At 36.7% G+C, this 19,836-nt stretch carries 11 protein-coding genes, 1 tRNA gene, 2 rRNA genes and 1 other annotated feature; all 14 genes read left to right on the top strand.

What is annotated here, in order from left to right; translation table 11 throughout:
- Positions 1-28 precede the first annotated feature (28 nt).
- The 14 genes from tilS (at position 29) to ACFWTK_RS04795 (ending at position 19,813) form a co-directional block, all read left to right on the top strand.
- Entirely contained in the window at positions 29-1,435 is a 1,407-nt protein-coding gene (tilS, locus tag ACFWTK_RS04860; protein ID WP_415874975.1) for a tRNA lysidine(34) synthetase TilS, read from the top strand.
- Complete coding sequence (hpt, locus tag ACFWTK_RS04855; protein ID WP_415874974.1) at positions 1,425-1,964, top strand: hypoxanthine phosphoribosyltransferase; 540 nt, start codon at positions 1,425-1,427, stop codon at positions 1,962-1,964. The genes tilS and hpt overlap by 11 nt, the downstream gene beginning before the upstream one ends.
- Positions 1,965-2,043: 79 nt before the next feature.
- Positions 2,044-3,930, top strand: a complete 1,887-nt coding sequence (gene ftsH / locus ACFWTK_RS04850; protein WP_415874973.1) for an ATP-dependent zinc metalloprotease FtsH — start codon at positions 2,044-2,046, stop codon at positions 3,928-3,930.
- A 121-nt stretch (positions 3,931-4,051) separates the two neighbouring features.
- Positions 4,052-4,438: a thioesterase family protein gene (locus tag ACFWTK_RS04845; RefSeq protein ID WP_415874972.1), complete on the top strand. Its 387-nt coding sequence runs from the start codon at positions 4,052-4,054 to the stop codon at positions 4,436-4,438.
- A gap of 72 nt (positions 4,439-4,510) precedes the next feature.
- On the top strand, positions 4,511-6,181 hold the full coding sequence (locus ACFWTK_RS04840; RefSeq protein ID WP_415874971.1) for a formate--tetrahydrofolate ligase: 1,671 nt from the start codon (positions 4,511-4,513) through the stop codon (positions 6,179-6,181).
- 122 nt (positions 6,182-6,303) lie between these two features.
- Positions 6,304-7,083 carry a type III pantothenate kinase gene (locus ACFWTK_RS04835; RefSeq protein WP_415874970.1) on the top strand — a complete coding sequence of 260 codons (780 nt, stop codon included), beginning with the start codon at positions 6,304-6,306 and terminating at the stop codon, positions 7,081-7,083.
- An 8-nt stretch (positions 7,084-7,091) separates the two neighbouring features.
- Entirely contained in the window at positions 7,092-8,060 is a 969-nt protein-coding gene (dusB, locus tag ACFWTK_RS04830; RefSeq protein ID WP_415874969.1) for a tRNA dihydrouridine synthase DusB, read from the top strand.
- Positions 8,061-8,332: 272 nt separating this feature from the next.
- Positions 8,333-8,812 carry a transcription elongation factor GreA gene (gene greA, locus ACFWTK_RS04825; protein ID WP_415874968.1) on the top strand — a complete coding sequence of 160 codons (480 nt, stop codon included), beginning with the start codon at positions 8,333-8,335 and terminating at the stop codon, positions 8,810-8,812.
- Positions 8,813-8,860: 48 nt separating this feature from the next.
- Positions 8,861-10,393 carry a lysine--tRNA ligase gene (lysS, locus tag ACFWTK_RS04820; RefSeq protein ID WP_415874967.1) on the top strand — a complete coding sequence of 511 codons (1,533 nt, stop codon included), beginning with the start codon at positions 8,861-8,863 and terminating at the stop codon, positions 10,391-10,393.
- 155 nt (positions 10,394-10,548) lie between these two features.
- Positions 10,549-10,623: transfer RNA gene (locus ACFWTK_RS04815), tRNA-Asn, on the top strand.
- 67 nt (positions 10,624-10,690) lie between these two features.
- Positions 10,691-10,881: a binding site (T-box leader), on the top strand.
- A 63-nt stretch (positions 10,882-10,944) separates the two neighbouring features.
- On the top strand, positions 10,945-12,336 hold the full coding sequence (locus tag ACFWTK_RS04810) for a glycine--tRNA ligase (RefSeq protein WP_415874966.1): 1,392 nt from the start codon (positions 10,945-10,947) through the stop codon (positions 12,334-12,336).
- 401 nt (positions 12,337-12,737) lie between these two features.
- Positions 12,738-14,114: a UDP-N-acetylmuramoyl-L-alanine--D-glutamate ligase gene (gene murD, locus ACFWTK_RS04805; protein ID WP_415874965.1), complete on the top strand. Its 1,377-nt coding sequence runs from the start codon at positions 12,738-12,740 to the stop codon at positions 14,112-14,114.
- Positions 14,115-14,993: 879 nt separating this feature from the next.
- A 16S ribosomal RNA gene (locus ACFWTK_RS04800) occupies positions 14,994-16,505 on the top strand.
- A gap of 404 nt (positions 16,506-16,909) precedes the next feature.
- Positions 16,910-19,813: ribosomal RNA gene (locus ACFWTK_RS04795) — 23S ribosomal RNA — on the top strand.
- The 16S and 23S rRNA genes sit together here, the layout of an rRNA operon.
- Positions 19,814-19,836: the final 23 nt, after the last annotated feature.

The following is a 19,836-nucleotide window of genomic DNA, read 5'->3' as shown; positions in this document are numbered from 1 at the left end:
ATGTAGAAATATGTGGGAGTTGTTTTGCTTGATAGATAAAGTTAGAAGTACTATAAGAGAAAATAATATGTTTAACCATGGAGATAAGGTTGTTGTAGCTGTATCAGGAGGACCAGACTCTATTTGTCTTCTTCATTTGCTCTATACTCTTAGGAAAGAATTAGGCATAAGCCTTGCAGCAGCTCATGTTAATCACTGTCTTAGAGGAGAAGAGGCAGATAAAGATGAAGCTTATGTAAGAGAGTTTTGTAAAAATATTAACATAGAATGTTATGTTAAAAGGGCAGATGTTAATAAGATAGCCAAAGATAAGGGAATGTCTTCTGAAACTGCAGGAAGAGAAGTAAGATATAATTTTTTTGAGGAAGTATTGCATAATATAAAAGGAAACAAAATTGCTTTAGCTCATAATGCTAATGACCAAGCAGAAACAGTACTTATGAGAATGTTTCGAGGTACAGGATTAGATGGGCTAATAGGCATAAGAGCTGTTAGAGATGATGTATATGTAAGGCCTATAATAGATATACAAAGAAAAGAGATAGAGGATTATTGTGAAAAGCATGATTTAAGACCAAGAATTGATAAAACCAACTTAGAAAATATATATACAAGAAATAAAATAAGATTGGAAATGATTCCTTATATACAAAAAAACTTTAATCCAGATATAGTTGAATCTTTAAATAGATTATCTCATACTATAAAGATTGATAATGACTATATAAATGAGGTAGCCCTTGAAAAGTATAAAAAGTATTGTAAAAAAGAAAAAGATGCAATTGTGATAGAAGAAGAAGTTTTTAGAGAACATGATGCAGTGATGACTAGAATTATAAGGATGGCTTTAAAGGAGATTGTTGGGAATTTATATAATTTTGAAAAAGGCCATATTTATGATATTATTGATATTCAGAGAGGAACCACAGGTAAGTCTATAATGCTGCCTAGTGGAGTGAGGGCTTTAAATGATTATGGAAAAGTTTATTTGTACATAGGTAGAGATAAAAAGGAAGAAGAAAATAAGGAAATAGAGCATAAGCTTGCATTAAATTCTCAAAATAATCTGAAGGATATAGGGCTAATAGTAAGCTTAAACATAATAAATAATAAAAATGAAGTCAATCTCAAAGAAGATAATTTAGTTAAGTATTTTGACTACGATAAAATAGTTGGAGATATAAGTTTAAGGTTCAGGAGAAATGGAGATAGATTTACCCCTCTTGGAATGAAAGGAAGCAAAAAGCTTAAAGATTTATTTATAGATTTAAAAATTTCAAAGGAGAAGAGAGATAATATTCCTTTGATTATATTTGGAGATGAAATAGGCTGGGTTATAGGATATAGAATAAGTGATAAGTTTAAGGTTGAAAGCCATAGTAAAACTATATTACAAATTAAAATTGAAAGAGAGGAAAAAGTGAATGATAAATGACATTGAAAAAGTGCTGTTTACTGAAGAGGAGATAGCAGAAAAAGTTAAGGAAATGGGTAAAAAGATAAGTGAAGATTATAAGGGAAAAGATCTTATACTTGTAGGAGTATTAAAAGGATCAGTTCCTTTTATGGCAGAGTTAATGAAAAGGATAGAAATACCTTGCAGCATGGATTTTATGGCTGTTTCCAGTTATGGAGATTCCACTGAAACCTCAGGAGTGGTTAGAATAATAAAGGATTTAGATTTTGAAATTGAAAATAAGCATGTGCTTATAGTTGAAGACATAGTAGATTCAGGTATTACTCTAAAATATTTGAAAAAGTATCTAGTAGCAAAAAATCCTAGCAGTGTTGAAATCGCATGTCTATTAAATAAGCCTGATAGAAGGAAAGTGGAGATAAGCGCAAAATATTTAGGATTTGATGTGCCAAATTACTTTTTAGTAGGCTATGGACTTGATTATGCTGAGAAATATAGAAACCTGCCTTTTGTAGGAATATTAAAGGAAAATGTTTATAAAAAATAAATAATAATTATTATTGTAAAGGAAAAATTGATATGATAAAATCAGATATAAAACTACCAGAAAGATGGGGGGCTTTAATGTGAAAAAAATTTCAAGTGCTACAGCCTGGATAATAGTATTGGTTCTTGTGATATTAGCCTCACTGGCGTTGTTAGAAACTAGTAAAAGTGCAGGAGTCATATCATACAACCAATTTAAACAATATTGGAATGAAAATAAAATTTCTAGAATTCAGGTAAATGAGGATAAAATGACAGTCATTGGGGAACTTAGAGATCAAAATAAAACTCAATTTGAAGCTACAGTTCCACAAGAGTTATTAATACAAGATTTAATGATAAAAAATCCTAATCCTGATGTTGAAGTTAGATTTGAACCTCCAACATCAATGCCTGTATGGATAAATTGGCTGCCAACTATAATCTTAATACTTATGCTTGTAGGATTTTGGTTTATGATAATGCAGCAGTCCCAAGGCGGCGGTGGAAACAGAGGCGTTATGAACTTTGGAAAAAGCCGTGCAAAGCTAGCTAACCCAGACAAACAAAAGGTAACATTTAATGATGTTGCAGGTGCCGATGAAGAGAAAGATGAATTAGAAGAAATAGTTGACTTCCTAAAAAATCCAAGAAGGTACTTAGAGATGGGTGCTAGAATTCCAAAAGGAGTACTTCTTGTAGGTCCCCCAGGAACAGGAAAAACCTTGCTTGCTAAAGCTGTTGCTGGAGAAGCTGGAGTTCCTTTCTTCAGTATATCAGGTTCAGATTTTGTTGAAATGTTTGTAGGTGTAGGTGCATCAAGAGTAAGAGACTTATTCGAGCAGGCTAAGAAAAATTCACCATGTATCATATTTATAGACGAAATAGACGCAGTTGGTAGACAAAGAGGTGCTGGACTTGGTGGAGGACATGATGAAAGAGAGCAAACTCTAAATCAATTGCTAGTTGAAATGGATGGTTTTGGAGTTAATGAAGGAATAATATTAATAGCAGCTACTAATAGACCTGATATATTAGATAGAGCATTATTAAGACCAGGTAGATTTGACAGACAAATTTTAGTTGGCGCTCCAGATGTAAAAGGTAGAGAAGAGATCTTAAAGGTTCATGTAAAAAATAAGCCTTTATCAGATGAGGTTGATCTTAAAGTTCTTGCAAAGAGAACACCGGGATTTGTAGGTGCTGACCTTGAGAACTTGATGAATGAAGCTGCACTTCTTGCAGTTAGAAGTAATAAGAAGAGAATAGGTATGGAGGAACTTGAAGAGGCTGTAACTAGAGTAATTGCAGGACCTGAGAAAAAGAGCAGAGTTATAGATGAAGAAGATAGAAAACTTACTGCATATCACGAAGCAGGCCACGCTATAGTTATGAAGTTCTCTCCTCATTCTGATCCTGTTCATGAAATAAGTATAATTCCAAGAGGCATGGCAGGAGGATATACAATGCATCTTCCAGAAAAGGATACAGCATATACATCTAAATCAAAACTTAAGGATGAAATGGTAGGCCTTTTAGGTGGAAGAGTAGCAGAACAATTAATTATAGGAGACATAAGCACAGGAGCTTCAAACGATATACAAAGAGTATCTACTATCGCAAGAAAGATGGTTATGGAATACGGTATGAGCGAAAGTCTTGGAACAATTACATTCGGCAGCGGACATGATGAAGTATTCCTTGGAAGAGACATTGCAAAGGCAAAAGATTATAGTGAAGAAGTTGCTTTTGAAATAGATAAAGAAGTAAAAGCTTTAGTAGATGAAGCCTATAACAAAGCTGAACAAATACTAAAGAATAACATTGATAAGCTCCATGCTGTAGCTCAGGCTCTTCTTGCAAAAGAAAAGATAAGTGGAGAAGAGTTCAATGCTATAGTAGAAGGAAAACCTATAACTGGTGAAGAAGCTGTAGATTCATCAGAGTCTGTAGATTTAAATAAAGACAAGAATAGTGAAGAAATATAGTATATTATAGTATTAAAAAGTATAGAGTCTTAATATAGGCTCTATACTTTTTGCTTATTTTTAATTATAATTAGGATTATTGGGGGAAACTTGTAATAATTCTATTTAAAGAGGTGATTATATGGAATTCAATGTAAAAGAAGGAACTAAAGGAACTATGGAAATGGTGGTTACCGATGAACATTCTGCAATAAAGGTTGGATCAGGTCTAGTTAATGTTTTTGCAACACCATCTATGGTTGCTTTGATGGAAAATACTGCTCAGGCTAGTGTTAAGGATGCTTTACCAGAAGGATATGCAACAGTTGGTATAGAAATCAATGTAAAGCATATGAAAGCTACTCCTATTGGCATGAAGGTTAAATGTGAAACTATTCTAAAGAAGGTAGAAGGAAAAAGATTAATATTTGAAGTAGAAGCTTATGATGAAGTAGCTAAAATTGGTGAGGGAACACATATCAGATACATAGTTGATAAAGAGCAGTTTGTAAAAAGAATTCAAAAATAATAGTTCTAAGACTTGAATGGATTAAAATCTCCATTCAAGTTTTAGAACTTTGTTTATAAGGGGTGCTATGGAATGAAAAGTGATATTGAAATTGCACAAAGTGCTAAAATGGAAAAAATAGTAGATATAGCTAAAAAGATAGGCCTAAATGAAGATGATATAGAGTTATATGGAAATTATAAATGTAAGATATCTTTAGACGTTTTAAAAAGAAAAGAAAAAGATAAAGACGGAAAGCTAATTTTAGTAACAGCTATAAATCCTACACCAGCTGGAGAAGGAAAGTCTACGGTTACAGTAGGGTTGGGGCAGGCACTTTGCAAATTAAATAAGAATGCTGTTATTGCACTAAGGGAACCATCTCTTGGACCGGTATTTGGAATAAAAGGTGGAGCTGCAGGGGGAGGATATTCTCAAGTAGTTCCTATGGAAGATATTAATCTACATTTTACAGGAGATATGCATGCAATAACATCAGCAAATAACCTTTTAGCTGCAGCTATAGATAACCATATACATCAAGGAAATGCTCTTAAAATAGATTCTAGAAGAATAGTATTTAAAAGAGTAATGGATATGAACGATAGAGCTTTGCGCCAAATAGTAGTAGGAATGGGCGGAAAGGTCAACGGTTTTTTAAGGGAAGACGGATTTATGATTACTGTAGCTTCTGAAATTATGGCTATTCTTTGTTTATCAAATAGCTTAATGGAGCTTAAAGAGAAGTTTGGAAATATACTTGTAGCTTATAATTTAGATGGAGAACCTGTATACTGCAGGGATTTAGGAGTTCAAGGAGCTATGGCTCTTTTAATGAAAGATGCCATAAAACCAAATTTAGTTCAGACCTTAGAAAATACTCCAGCAATAATTCATGGAGGACCTTTTGCTAACATTGCTCACGGTTGTAACAGCATACTTGCAACGAAGATGGCTTTAAAGCTTGGAGATTATGCAATAACTGAGGCTGGTTTCGGAGCAGACTTAGGTGCAGAAAAATTCTTAGACATAAAATGCAGATATGGAAACTTAAATCCAGACTGTGTTGTAATAGTTGCTACCATAAGAGCTTTAAAACACCACGGTGGAGCAGCTAAGGATGAATTATCTAAACCAGATGTGGAGAAACTATCAAAGGGTATAGAAAACCTTGAGAAGCAAATAGAAAATATAAAGAAGTATGGAGTCCCAGTAGTGGTAGCTATAAATAAGTTTTTGACAGACAGCGTTGATGAGGTAAAATATATAGAAGACTTTTGCAGAAAACTAGGAGTGCCTGTTGCTCTTACAGAGGTATGGGAAAAAGGCGGAGAAGGCGGAATTGAGCTTGCTAAAGAAGTTCTAAATATTCTTTCTGAGAAAGAAAGTCACTTTAAGTGTCTGTATGAAAAAGAGTTGCCTATAAAAGAAAAAATAGAGATTATAGCTAAAGAGATATATGGAGCTGATGGAGCGGCGTATACTAAAGCTGCTGAAAAGCAAATTGGAGATATAGAGAAATTAAACTTAGATAAATTGCCTATATGTATTGCTAAGACCCAATATTCATTATCAGATAATCCATCACTTCTAGGAAAGCCAAAGAATTTTAAAATAACTGTCAGAGAAGTTAAGGTTTCAAGTGGAGCTGGGTTTATAGTAGTATTAACAGGAGATATAATGACTATGCCAGGATTGCCAAAGGTGCCAGCTGCTAATAAGATGGATATATTAGAAGATGGCACAATAGTGGGATTATTCTAGGATAATCCACTTGACAAATTGTAGCTACTTGTTAAAATTAAAGTGTTATATAGGCTACTATGAAGTTTAGATGAAGAGCAGTACTATACTGCTCTTATAATTTTATTAAGGAGTGTATTATAGTGATACTTGTTTTAGATGCTGGAAATACAAATATAGTTCTAGGAATTTATAAGGATAAAGAGCTTATTGTGGAATGTAGAGTAGGAACAGATGCGAAAAGAACTGCCGATGAATATGGGATACAAGTGTTAAAACTATTCTCTTATAATAATATAGACCCAAAAGATATAAAAGGAGTTATAATATCATCCGTAGTACCAAATATTATGTATTCTATTGAGCATATGATAAGAAAGTATTTTAAAATTGACCCTGTAGTTGTTGGACCGGGAGTGAAGACTGGAATAAACATAAAATATGATAACCCTAAATCTGTTGGAGCTGATAGAATAGTTAATGCTGTAGCAGCACATGAAATATATGAAAAACCTTTGGTTATAATAGACTTTGGCACTGCTACAACTTATTGTGCTGTAACTAAAAAAGGAGATTACCTAGGGGGAGCAATATGTCCAGGAATAAAAATTTCAGCAGATGCTTTATTTGAAAAAGCAGCTAAGCTTCCAAGAATAGAACTTGTAAGACCTTCTCGTGTAATATGTAAAAATACTATTTCAAGTATGCAAGCTGGTATAATTTATGGATATATTGGTCAAGTTGATTATATAGTTACAAAGATGAAAAAAGAGATGATGGATTTAGGAGAGGAAGAACCTTATGTAGTAGCTACAGGAGGACTTGCCACTCTTATTGCCGAGGAATCTAAAACTATAGATGAAGTTAGTCCATTTTTAACTTTGGAGGGACTTAGAATTATCTATGAAAAAAATAAAGAGTAGGGATTTAAATGAAAATAGGTAATTTAGAATTTAAAAATAATGTGTTTTTAGCTCCTATGGCTGGAGTTACTGATATAGCTTTTAGAGGGTTATGCAAAGAGATGGGCTGCGGCCTTGTATACACTGAAATGGTAAGTGCAAAGGGCTTGTACTATAACAGCAAGAATACAAAAGATTTGTTAAGGCTTAGTGAAGAAGAAAAGCCAGTGGCTGCTCAAATATTCGGAAATGATCCTATGATTATGGCAAAGGCCTGCGAAATGTTAAATGAAGATAAAGATATTTGCATAGTAGATGTGAATATGGGGTGCCCTGCGCCTAAAATAGTTAAAAATGGAGAAGGCTCTGCTCTTATGAAGAATCCTAAATTAGCAGCAGAAATAATTAGAGAAATGAAGAAGGTTTCAAATAAACCTGTAACCGTTAAATTTAGAAAAGGTTTTGATGAAGATAATATAAATGCTGTGGATTTTGCAAAGGAGATGGAGCAGGCTGGAGCAGATGCTGTAGCTGTTCATGGGAGAACCAGGGCTCAGATGTATGAAGGAAAAGCTGACTGGGATATAATAAGAAAAGTAAAAGAAGCTGTAACTATACCTGTAATAGGCAATGGTGATGTGTTTTCTGCTGAAAATGCCATGGAGCTTGCACGTTTGACTAAGTGTGATGGCATAATGGTAGCTAGAGGTGCCATGGGTAATCCATGGATTTTTAATCAGATTGATTCAGTGCTAAAAGGGAAAGAAGTGGTATACCCAACTGATTCTGAAAAAATAGATATGTGTATAAGACACTTAAGCCTTGCTATAGAATATCATGGAGAAGCAAAGGCTGTAAGAGAAATGAGAAAGCATATTGGTTGGTATATAAAAGGAATAAAAAACTGTACTGACATTAAAAATAAAATCAACGTGGAAAAGAGCAGCAGTAAGGTATTTGAAATACTATATAGCTATAAGGAAACAATAGAATCGTGAAATCTATAATGCGTCATACTTTAATACAGTATAATATATAAATTTATTGTATAAATAATAAATTAATGTAGATAATTAATAGAGTTATATTAAATGAATAACAAAAGGAGTATTTTCATAAGAATAATAAGAAAATACTGTATGTTGCTGTATGGAAAAAAATAGAATATCTGTGTTGACATTAGAAAGGTGCTGTTTTATAATAACTTAAATAGTTGCATGTCAATAGGATTATAAATTCTACAAATATACTTAAAAGGGGAGTAAAGAAAATGAGCGATTCAAAGAAATATATAATGACTGCTGAAGGCGTGAAAAAATTAGAAGATGAATTAGAATATTTAAAAACAGTTAAAAGAAGAGAAATAACTGAAAAAATAAAGGTAGCATTATCTTATGGAGATTTAAGTGAAAACTCTGAATATGATGAAGCTAAAAATGAACAAGCTTTTGTTGAAGGAAGAATAGTGCAGCTTGAGAATATGTTAAGAAATGCCAACGTAGTTGATGAAAGTGAAATATCTTTAGAAACTGTAAGCGTTGGTTCTCGTGTAAAGGTTAAAGATTACGAATTTGATGAAGAAATAGAATTCCACATAGTAGGTTCTGCAGAAGCGGATCCTATGGAGAACAAAATATCAAATGAATCTCCAGTTGGTAAAGCTCTTATAGGAAAAAGAGTTGGGGATATAGTAGATGTACCAGTTCCAGATGGAGTTAGCAAATTTGAAATATTAGAGATTACAGTTTAATGGTATGGTATAATTAAGTAACAACTGAATAAACGGAGGGATGTTCTAATGGCGGAAAAGCAATTGACAAAGGAAGAAATAAAGCAGCAAAAGCTGCAGGCAAAGCAAGAAGCAGAGTTTAATAATTTAATAAAAGAAAGAAGACAGAAGCTAGCAGATCTTCAAGCAGCAGGAAAAGATCCTTTTGATGTATATAAAGTTGAAAGAACACATACATCTAAACAAATCAAGGATAATTACGATGAACTTGAAGGAAAAACTGTAACTATTGCAGGAAGACTTATGTCTAAGAGAGTTCACGGAAAAGCAGGATTCTCTGATCTACATGACAGATATGGAAAGATGCAGTTATATATAAAGATAGATGATGTGGGAGAAGAAAGACTTAAGGAATATAAAACCTTCGATATAGGTGATTTTATTTCTGTAACAGGTATGGTATTTAAGACTAAGACTGGAGAAGTTACTTTACATATTACTGATTTTGAACTTTTAACTAAGTCTTTAAGACCTTTGCCAGAAAAATTCCATGGATTAAAGGACCCAGATTTAAGATATAGACAAAGATATGTAGACTTAATAATGAATGAAGAAGTAAAAGAAACTTTCATAAAGAGAACTAATATAATAAAGGCAATTAGAGAGTTCTTAGACAATAGAGATTTCTTAGAAGTTGAAACACCTATACTTTCTCCTATAGCTGGTGGAGCTGCTGCAAGACCATTTATAACTCACCATAATGCTTTAGATATAGATATGTATCTTAGAATTGCTACAGAGCTTTACTTAAAGAGACTTATTGTAGGTGGATTTGAAAGAGTATATGAAATAGGAAAGAACTTCAGAAATGAAGGAATAGATATAAGACATAATCCTGAATTTACAGCTATAGAGTTATACCAAGCATATGCAGATTATACAGATATGATGGAAATAACTGAAAACATGGTAGCTTATGTATGTGAGAAGGTTAATGGAACTACAAAAGTAATGTATGAAGACACAGAAATAGACTTTAAACCACCATGGAGAAGAATAACTATGGTAGATGCTGTTAAAGAATATGCTGGTGTAGACTTTAATGAAGTTAAGTCAGATGACGAAGCTAGAGCAATAGCAAAAGAAAAGAACCTAGAGCTTAAAAAGGAACTTAAGGACTGCACAAAGGGAGATATATTAGTAGCTTTATTTGAAGAATACTGCGAAGAAAAGCTAATACAACCTACTTTTGTATGCGATTACCCAGTTGAAAATTCACCTCTTACTAAGAAAAAGAGAGGTAATGCTGAGCTTACAGAAAGATTTGAAGGATTCGTATATGGAAGAGAAATCTGTAATGCATACTCAGAATTAAATGATCCTATAGTTCAAAAGGAAAGATTTATACAACAACTTAGAGAAAGAGAACTAGGTGACGATGAAGCATATATGATGGATGAAGACTTCATAAATGCATTAGAAATCGGTATGCCGCCAACAGGAGGATTAGGAATAGGTATAGACAGACTTATAATGTTCTTAACAGATTCTCGCTCAATAAGAGACGTTATCCTATTCCCAACTATGAAGCCAACTAAATAGTAGTTTAGCTGTTTCGCTAAGTTTAGAAGTGTAGGAGTTTAGGAAAGAGATTTCCCAAACTCCTTTTAAACTCTCTAATGATTAAAAATAAAATTTTTTTATTTTCCGCTTGTATTTTTTAAAAAACGAGGTATAATAATTAACGTAATGAACGTTCCGCGATAGCTCAACGGTGGAGCACTCGGCTGTTAACCGATAGGTTGAAGGTTCGAATCCTTTTCGCGGAGCCATTTTTATTTTTTGAAATATATTGACATTTGTATAATCTTTGATAAAATTACATTTAACAATATAATATTAAGCACGATGAAAAAGAAGAGTAATAATAAGTGTTTTTTAGAGAGGTTGTGGTAGGTGCAAACAACTAAAGACTTATTATGAATGGAGCTTTAGAGTGCTGTCACTTATGCTGGTTGCTAATTACTAGTTAGAGGAGGGCTAATTGCCAAAAAGGGTGGAACCGCGGAAACATAAATTTCGTCCCTTTAGGTAAGTTAGGTCTTTTTTTTATACGTTAATTTATACGTTAAATTAAATAGGAGGTATGGAAAATGGCTGTTGAAAAAACAATGGATAAAATTGTTGCGCTATGTAAAGGAAGGGGATTTATATTTCAAGGCTCAGAAATATATGGTGGTCTAGCTAACTCATGGGATTACGGTCCTCTTGGAGTAGAATTTAAAAATAATGTAAAAAGAGCTTGGTGGAAAAGATTTATTCAACAAAACCAATATAACATAGGACTAGATTCAAGCATATTGATGAATAAAGAAGTATGGGTAGCATCAGGCCACGTTGGAGGATTTTCAGATCCATTAATGGATTGTAAGGAATGTAAGTCTAGATTTAGAGCAGATAAATTAGTAGAAGAGCATATGGCTCAAAATGGTGTAGATGATGTTAGCGCAGATGGATGGACTAGTGAAGAATTAATGAAATATATAGATGATAATAATATAGTTTGTCCTAAGTGCGGTAAGAAAAACTATACAGATATAAGAAGATTCAACTTAATGTTTAAGACATTCCAAGGAGTTACAGAAGATTCTACATCAGAAATATACTTAAGACCAGAAACAGCTCAAGGTATATTTATTAACTTTAAAAATGCTCAAAGAACTTCAAGAAAGAAGGTACCATTTGGTATAGGACAAATAGGAAAATCCTTCAGAAATGAAATAACTCCAGGAAACTTTACATTTAGAACTAGAGAATTTGAACAAATGGAATTAGAATTTTTCTGCGAACCTGGTACAGATTTAGAATGGTTTAAATACTGGAAAGACTACTGCTGGAAGTTCTTGTTAGACTTAGGCATGACTGAATCAAACTTAAGATTTAGAGATCACTCTCAAGAAGAGTTATCTTTCTACAGTAATGCAACATCTGATATAGAATTTTTATTCCCATTTGGATGGGGAGAACTTTGGGGTATTGCAGATAGAACAGATTATGATTTAAAACAGCATATGGAACATTCAGGACAGGATTTAACTTACCTAGATCCAACTACAAATCAAAAGTATGTTCCTTACGTTATAGAGCCTTCTCTAGGTGCTGACAGAGTTGCTCTTGCATTCTTAGTTGATGCATATGATGAAGAAGAACTTGAAAATGGAGAAGTTAGAACTGTAATGCACTTACATCCAGCATTAGCTCCTTTTAAAGCTGCTGTATTGCCTTTGTCAAAGAAATTGTCAGATAAAGCACTAGAGGTATATGAAAAGTTAAGTAAAAAGTTTAACGTGGATTATGATGAAGCTGGAAGTATAGGAAAGAGATATAGAAGAGAAGATGAAATAGGAACTCCATACTGCATAACTGTAGATTTTAATACTCTAGAAGACAATACTGTAACAATAAGAGATAGAGATACTATGAGCCAAGTAAGATTAAGTATAGATGAACTAGAAAAATTCCTAGAAGAAAAAGTACAGTTTTAGTAAAAAAGCGGATTTTTAATAATCCGCTTTTTTATACATGAAAATAAATATTTTATTTTGTAGAGAAATAAAATATTGTTTCTGCATAATTTTTCAAAAAACTAAAAAGCACCGGAAAATATCCGGTGAAAATAAGGTTTAATTATGGGGATATGTTATGTGTCTAATTAAAAATTTGGGGAATCACATCATCAAATGCTTACGACACGTGCATAGTATAACACAAGGTGTCCAATTTTGGCAAGAGTTAAAGTTGAAGTTTATATTTTTGTTAAATTCAGATAATTTCGAAGAGAAAAAGACTTTAAAAATTTACTAAGCATATACAATAAAATATATAAAGTGTTATAATTGAAGTTAATGTAACAAGACGTAATAAATAAGTATTTGGGGGTTCCTTTATGAAAAAAGATTTTAAAGAGTTTAAAGAATTTATAGCTAATAAAAAAGTTGCAGTTGTTGGAATAGGTATAAGCAATATTCCTCTAATTCACTTTTTGGTTCAACTAGGAGCAAAAGTAACTGCCTTTGATAAAAAGGATGAAGATAGTCTAGGTAATATAGGTGTAGAGTTTAAGAAAAAAGGAATCAAATTAGAACTTGGAGAAAATTATTTAGATAATCTAATAGGTTTTGATGTGGTTTTTAAGACACCATCTATGAGAATAGATAATCCTGCTCTTGTAAAAGCTAAAGAGTCTGGAGCTTATATAACTTCAGAAATGGAGGAATTTGTAAGATATTGTCCTGCCAAAGTTTTTGGCGTAACAGGAAGTGATGGAAAAACAACTACTACAACTCTTGTGTACAATATGCTAAAAGAAGAAGGATATAAAACGTGGGTAGGAGGTAATATTGGAAATCCTCTTTTTGCAAATATAGAGCAGATTAAAAAAGAAGATAAGGTGGTACTTGAACTTTCAAGCTTTCAACTTATGACTATGGATGTTCATATAGATTCTGCACTAATAACAAACATAAGTCCAAATCATTTGGATATTCATAAGGATATGAATGAGTATATAGAGGCTAAGAAAAACATTTTTAAGTTTCAGGAGGCAGAAGACTTATTAGTATTAAACAGAGATAATAATATAACTAATTCTTTAGTAAAAGAAGCCAGAGGTAAAGTAATGCAGTTTAGCATTAAAGAAAAAATAGATAACGGAGCATACTTTGAAGATAATAATCTTATTATATTAGGAAAAAAAGTATGTAAATTAGAAGAAATAAAATTAAAGGGCATGCATAATGTGGAAAATCTTTTAGCTGCATTCTGTCTTGTATCAGGAGATGTGAGTGTAGAAAGCATGAGAAAAGTTGCAACTAGTTTTACTGGAGTAGAACATAGATGTGAGTTTGTTAGGGAACTTAATAAGGTTAAATACTATAATGATTCTATAGCATCAAGTCCAACTAGAACCTTAGCAGGATTAAAGGCCTTTGAAAAACCAGTAATTTTAATAGCTGGTGGTTATGATAAACATATACCTTTTGAGCCTTTAGCAGAAGAAGGGTACGATAAAATCAAAGCTTTAATTTTAGTAGGGGCTACCAAGGAGAAAATAAGAGCTGCTTTTGACAAAGTCATAAAAGAAAAGAACATAAATCTTCCTATCTTCATGACAGAGGATTTTGAAGAGGCAGTATATAAGGCTAAAGAGGTAGCAGTAGAAGGAGATATAGTAACCCTATCTCCAGCTTGTGCTAGTTTTGATATGTTCCCTAATTTTGAAGAAAGAGGAAATAGATTTAAAGATATAGTGCGCAAATTATAAGAGTAAAAAATAAAATAATAAATTCAAAGATGCACGACATAGAATGGATATTGCACATTATATGTTGTGCATTTTAATATATTAGTAAATTCTAATTGTCTAGTCTTTATTTTGAAGGGTTTTGTTTGACTTCTTAATATATTCAACATTTTAGAGTGATTTTACCTTTATAAATCATATATGGGGTATATAGTTATATGTTAAAAAGCCATTTAAAAATTTAAGTTTAATTGAAAAATTGGAATTGTTATTTGCGGCAATTGCCCTATTAGCAGGTATTCCTTTAGTTTTATTTGAATCTACTGAAATTGCCACTTACCTGCGAATTATAGTTTACTCCTGTATTATCATAATGAGCTTATGTTCTATAGTTAAACCATCCGCTAAACTTGGCGATAAAAGTTTTGGCATAATGTTTATTGCTCTAATCATTCTAAATATAAGGAACTTTCTTACACACTACCAAGCGTATCACAATGTAAAAAAATAAGTAAATAAAAGATATAATTATTAAGATAAATATAATTTAATCTAACAATAAATATTAATATTACAAAGCTTAGTAAAGTTTGATATTATAATCCCTGTCGTCACGAGAGACGACCAAAAATAAACTGACAATTGATAATGAGCAATTGTCAATTATGTATCTTTAAGAGATTAAAGATTAAGTTAAAAAAAGTGTTGACAAACAAAAATGAGTTTGTTATACTAAATAAGCTGTCAGATGACAGCGAAAAAGAAATTGGTCTTTGAAAATTAAACAGAATTAAGGTAAATAAATGCCAGTCAATAACTTATGAGTAGAGCTAAGGAAACTCACTCAGCAGAGCTGAGGAGTAAAAGCTTACACGAAATCGAAGATTTCTAGTAATCTTTTAAATTGAGAGTTTGATCCTGGCTCAGGACGAACGCTGGCGGCGTGCCTAACACATGCAAGTCGAGCGAGAAGAACTCCTTCGGGAGGGATTCTAGCGGCGGACGGGTGAGTAACACGTGGGCAACCTGCCTTAGTGAGGGGGATAGCCTCCCGAAAGGGAGATTAATACCGCATAACATTATTCTACCGCATGATAGGATAATCAAAGGAGTAATCCGCACTAAGATGGGCCCGCGGCGCATTAGCTAGTTGGTGAGGTAAGGGCTCACCAAGGCGACGATGCGTAGCCGACCTGAGAGGGTGATCGGCCACATTGGAACTGAGACACGGTCCAGACTCCTACGGGAGGCAGCAGTGGGGAATATTGCGCAATGGGGGAAACCCTGACGCAGCAACGCCGCGTGAGCGATGAAGGTCTTCGGATTGTAAAGCTCTGTCTTTAGGGACGATAATGACGGTACCTAAGGAGGAAGCCACGGCTAACTACGTGCCAGCAGCCGCGGTAATACGTAGGTGGCAAGCGTTGTCCGGATTTACTGGGCGTAAAGAGTATGTAGGCGGATATTTAAGTCAGATGTGAAATTCCCGGGCTTAACCTGGGCGCTGCATTTGATACTGGATATCTAGAGTGTGGGAGAGGAAAGTGGAATTCCTAGTGTAGCGGTGAAATGCGTAGAGATTAGGAAGAACACCAGTGGCGAAGGCGGCTTTCTGGACCATAACTGACGCTGAGATACGAAAGCGTGGGGAGCAAACAGGATTAGATACCCTGGTAGTCCACGCCGTAAACGATGAATACTAGGTGTCGGAGGGTACCACCTTCGGTGCCGCAGCAAACGCAATAAGTATTCCGCCTGGGGAGTACGGTCGCAAGATTAAAACTCAAAGGAATTGACGGGGACCCGCACAAGCAGCGGAGCATGTGGTTTAATTCGAAGCAACGCGAAGAACCTTACCTAGACTTGACATCTCCTGAATTACTCGTAACGGAGGAAGCCCTTCGGGGCAGGAAGACAGGTGGTGCATGGTTGTCGTCAGCTCGTGTCGTGAGATGTTGGGTTAAGTCCCGCAACGAGCGCAACCCTTATTGTTAGTTGCTACCATTAAGTTGAGCACTCTAACGAGACTGCCGCGGTTAACGTGGAGGAAGGTGGGGATGACGTCAAATCATCATGCCCCTTATGTCTAGGGCTACACACGTGCTACAATGGCCGGTACAACAAGATGCAATCCCGTGAGGGGGAGCTAAACTCAAAAGCCGGTCCCAGTTCGGATTGTAGGCTGAAACTCGCCTACATGAAGTTGGAGTTGCTAGTAATCGCGAATCAGCATGTCGCGGTGAATACGTTCCCGGGTCTTGTACACACCGCCCGTCACACCATGAGAGCCGGTAACACCCGAAGTCCGTGAGGTAACCTTTATGGAGCCAGCGGCCGAAGGTGGGATTGGTGATTGGGGTGAAGTCGTAACAAGGTAGCCGTAGGAGAACCTGCGGCTGGATCACCTCCTTTCTAGGGAGAAATGAAAGCAAAGCTTTCATAGACTGGATACTTAATTCTGTTTAATTTTGAGAGACTAAGGTCTTTCAAAATTTGTTCTTTGAAAATTGCACAGTGTATATAAAGATTAAACCTAGAATACTTCAATGAGAAGTAAAGCTGATTAAACTTAAAGTTTTGCGAAAGCAAAACAACATTAAGTAGCCAAGAATGAGTATATTTTCCATGACTAAACCTTGAGTGAGTTTTAGAAGCTCTTAGTGAGCGTAATTGAAGATTTCGTAATCTTGTTACAGGACGTAACAAGGCTCTGAGCGCGTTAGGATGACGCATGCGAAGAGGTAGAAATTTTCAATGGAGCGAGCTTAGAGATTCTTGACGAAACGAAGGAGCAGGAATGAAAATATACGAATGACGATCAAGTTAAAAAGGGCGCACGGTGGATGCCCTGGCACTAGGAGCCGATGAAGGACGTGATAAGCTGCGATAAGCTGCGGGTAGATGCAAATAATCTGTGATCCGCAGATTTCCGAATGGGGAAACCCACTTAGCTAACGCTGAGTACTATATGCTGAATACATAGGCATATAGAGGTACACCTGGGGAACTGAAACATCTAAGTACCCAGAGGAAGAGAAAGAAAAATCGATTCCCTAAGTAGCGGCGAGCGAACGGGGAAGAGCCCAAACCAGGAACTTTGTTTCTGGGGTTGAGGATAGATCATAAATCTTCGATTTTCTTAGCCGAATAGAACTGGAAAGTTCAGTCACAGAAGGTAATAACCCTGTAGGCAAAAAGAAAAGAGAAGCAGATCTACTCCAGAGTACCACGAGACACGTGAAACCTTGTGGGAAGCAGGGAGGACCATCTCCCAAGGCTAAATACTACCTAGTGACCGATAGTGAAGCAGTACCGTGAGGGAAAGGTGAAAAGAACCCCGGGAGGGGAGTGAAATAGAACCTGAAACCGTGTGCCTACAATCGGTGGGAGCACTTTTATGTGTGACCGCGTACTTTTTGTAGAACGGGCCAGCGAGTTACGATATGCAGCAAGGTTAAGCACCTCTAGTGCGGAGCCGAAGGGAAACCGAGTCTGAATAGGGCAACTAGTTGCATATCGTAGACCCGAAACCGGGTGACCTATCCATGGCCAGGATGAAGCGAAAGTAAAATTTCGTGGAGGTCCGAACCACGTTGGTGTTGAAAAACCATGGGATGAGCTGTGGATAGCGGAGAAATTCCAATCGAACTCGGAGATAGCTGGTTCTCCTCGAAATAGCTTTAGGGCTAGCGTCGGGTAATTAAGTAGTGGAGGTAGAGCACTGAATGGGCTAGGGGCTGACAACAGTTACTGAACCCTATCAAACTCCGAATGCCATATACTTGTACCCCGGCAGTCAGACTGCGAATGATAAGATCCGTGGTCAAAAGGGAAAGAGCCCAGACCATCAGCTAAGGTCCCAAAGTGTAAGTTAAGTGGTAAAGGATGTGGGATTTCTAAGACAACTAGGATGTTGGCTTAGAAGCAGCCACTCATTTAAAGAGTGCGTAATAGCTCACTAGTCGAGAGATCCTGCGCCGAAGATGTCCGGGGCTAAAACTTACCACCGAAGCTATGGATGTGTCGTAAGACACGTGGTAGAGGAGCTTTCTATACAGGTTGAAGCTGTACCGTAAGGAGCGGTGGACAGTATAGAAGTGAGAATGCTGGCATAAGTAGCGAGAAACAGGTGAGAATCCTGTTGGCCGAATATCTAAGGTTTCCTGGGGAAGGCTCGTCCTCCCAGGGTTAGTCGGGACCTAAGCCGAGGCTGAAAAGCGTAGGTGATGGACAACTGGTTGATATTCCAGTACCACCATAATGCGTTTGACAAATGGGATGACGCAGAAGGATAGGATGTGCGCACTATTGGATGTGCGTCTAAGCACTTAGGATGTTGAGCAGGCAAATCCGCTCAACGCGAAGTCTGAGGTGTTATGGGGAGCCTATTTTGGCGAAGTATCTGATTCCATGCTGCCAAGAAAAGTCTCTATGGAGCAAAGTGGTGCCCGTACCGCAAACCGACACAGGTAGATGAGGAGAGAATCCTAAGGCCGTCGGAAGAATTGCTGCTAAGGAACTCGGCAAATTGACCCCGTAAGTTCGCGAGAAGGGGTGCCTGCGAGAGCAGGCCGCAGTGACAAGGCCCAAGCAACTGTTTATCAAAAACACAGGTCTCTGCTAAAGCGTAAGCTGATGTATAGGGGCTGACGCCTGCCCGGTGCTGGAAGGTTAAGGGGAATAGTTAGCACAAGCGAAGCTATGAACTTAAGCCCCAGTAAACGGCGGCCGTAACTATAACGGTCCTAAGGTAGCGAAATTCCTTGTCGGGTAAGTTCCGACCCGCACGAATGGCGTAATGATTTGGGCACTGTCTCGGCAGCAAATCCGGTGAAATTGTAGTGCAAGTGAAGATGCTTGCTACCCGCGGTTGGACGGAAAGACCCCGTAGAGCTTTACTGTAGCTTAGCATTGAATTTCGGTATTGTCTGTACAGGATAGGTGGGAGACTTAGAAGTAGGGACGTCAGTCTCTATGGAGTCGCCCTTGGGATACCACCCTGACAGTACTGGAATTCTAACTGGAGGCCATGAATCTGGTCACAGGACATTGTTAGGTGGGCAGTTTGACTGGGGCGGTCGCCTCCTAAAAGGTAACGGAGGCGCCCAAAGGTTCCCTCAGCGCGGTCGGAAATCGCGCGTAGAGTGCAAAGGCAGAAGGGAGCCTGACTGCGACACATACAGGTGGAGCAGGGACGAAAGTCGGGCTTAGTGATCCGGTGGTTCTGTATGGAAGGGCCATCGCTCAACGGATAAAAGCTACCTCGGGGATAACAGGCTGATCTCCCCCAAGAGTCCACATCGACGGGGAGGTTTGGCACCTCGATGTCGGCTCGTCGCATCCTGGGGCTGTAGTCGGTCCCAAGGGTTGGGCTGTTCGCCCATTAAAGCGGCACGCGAGCTGGGTTCAGAACGTCGTGAGACAGTTCGGTCCCTATCCGCCGTGGGCGTAGGAAATTTGAGAGGAGCTGTCCTTAGTACGAGAGGACCGGGATGGACTGACCTCTGGTGCACCAGTTGTTCCGCCAGGAGCACAGCTGGGTAGCTATGTCGGGAAGGGATAAACGCTGAAAGCATCTAAGCGTGAAGCCCACCTCAAGATTAGATTTCCCATAGTTTAACTAGTAAGATCCCTGGAAGACTACCAGGTTGATAGGTCAGAGGTGTAAGTGCAGTAATGTATTGAGCTGACTGATACTAATAGATCGAGGACTTGATCAAATAAAGTACACTGTGCAATTTTG

Origin of the sequence: Clostridium sp. (assembly GCF_047777555.1) — a bacterium.
In the GTDB taxonomy this organism is placed as follows: domain Bacteria; phylum Bacillota; class Clostridia; order Clostridiales; family Clostridiaceae; genus Clostridium_H.
This window is presented reverse-complemented; position numbering and strand designations above follow the sequence as displayed.

Excerpts from the sequence above, each read along its gene's own strand:
- hpt (WP_415874974.1), top strand. The coding sequence starts at position 1,425 with ATGATAAATGACATTGAAAAAGTGCTGTTTACTGAAGAGGAGATAGCA.
- ACFWTK_RS04845 (WP_415874972.1), top strand. The coding sequence starts at position 4,052 with ATGGAATTCAATGTAAAAGAAGGAACTAAAGGAACTATGGAAATGGTG.
- ACFWTK_RS04840 (WP_415874971.1), top strand. The coding sequence starts at position 4,511 with ATGAAAAGTGATATTGAAATTGCACAAAGTGCTAAAATGGAAAAAATA.
- dusB (WP_415874969.1), top strand. The coding sequence starts at position 7,092 with ATGAAAATAGGTAATTTAGAATTTAAAAATAATGTGTTTTTAGCTCCT.
- greA (WP_415874968.1), top strand. The coding sequence starts at position 8,333 with ATGAGCGATTCAAAGAAATATATAATGACTGCTGAAGGCGTGAAAAAA.
- lysS (WP_415874967.1), top strand. The coding sequence starts at position 8,861 with ATGGCGGAAAAGCAATTGACAAAGGAAGAAATAAAGCAGCAAAAGCTG.
- ACFWTK_RS04810 (WP_415874966.1), top strand. The coding sequence starts at position 10,945 with ATGGCTGTTGAAAAAACAATGGATAAAATTGTTGCGCTATGTAAAGGA.
- murD (WP_415874965.1), top strand. The coding sequence starts at position 12,738 with ATGAAAAAAGATTTTAAAGAGTTTAAAGAATTTATAGCTAATAAAAAA.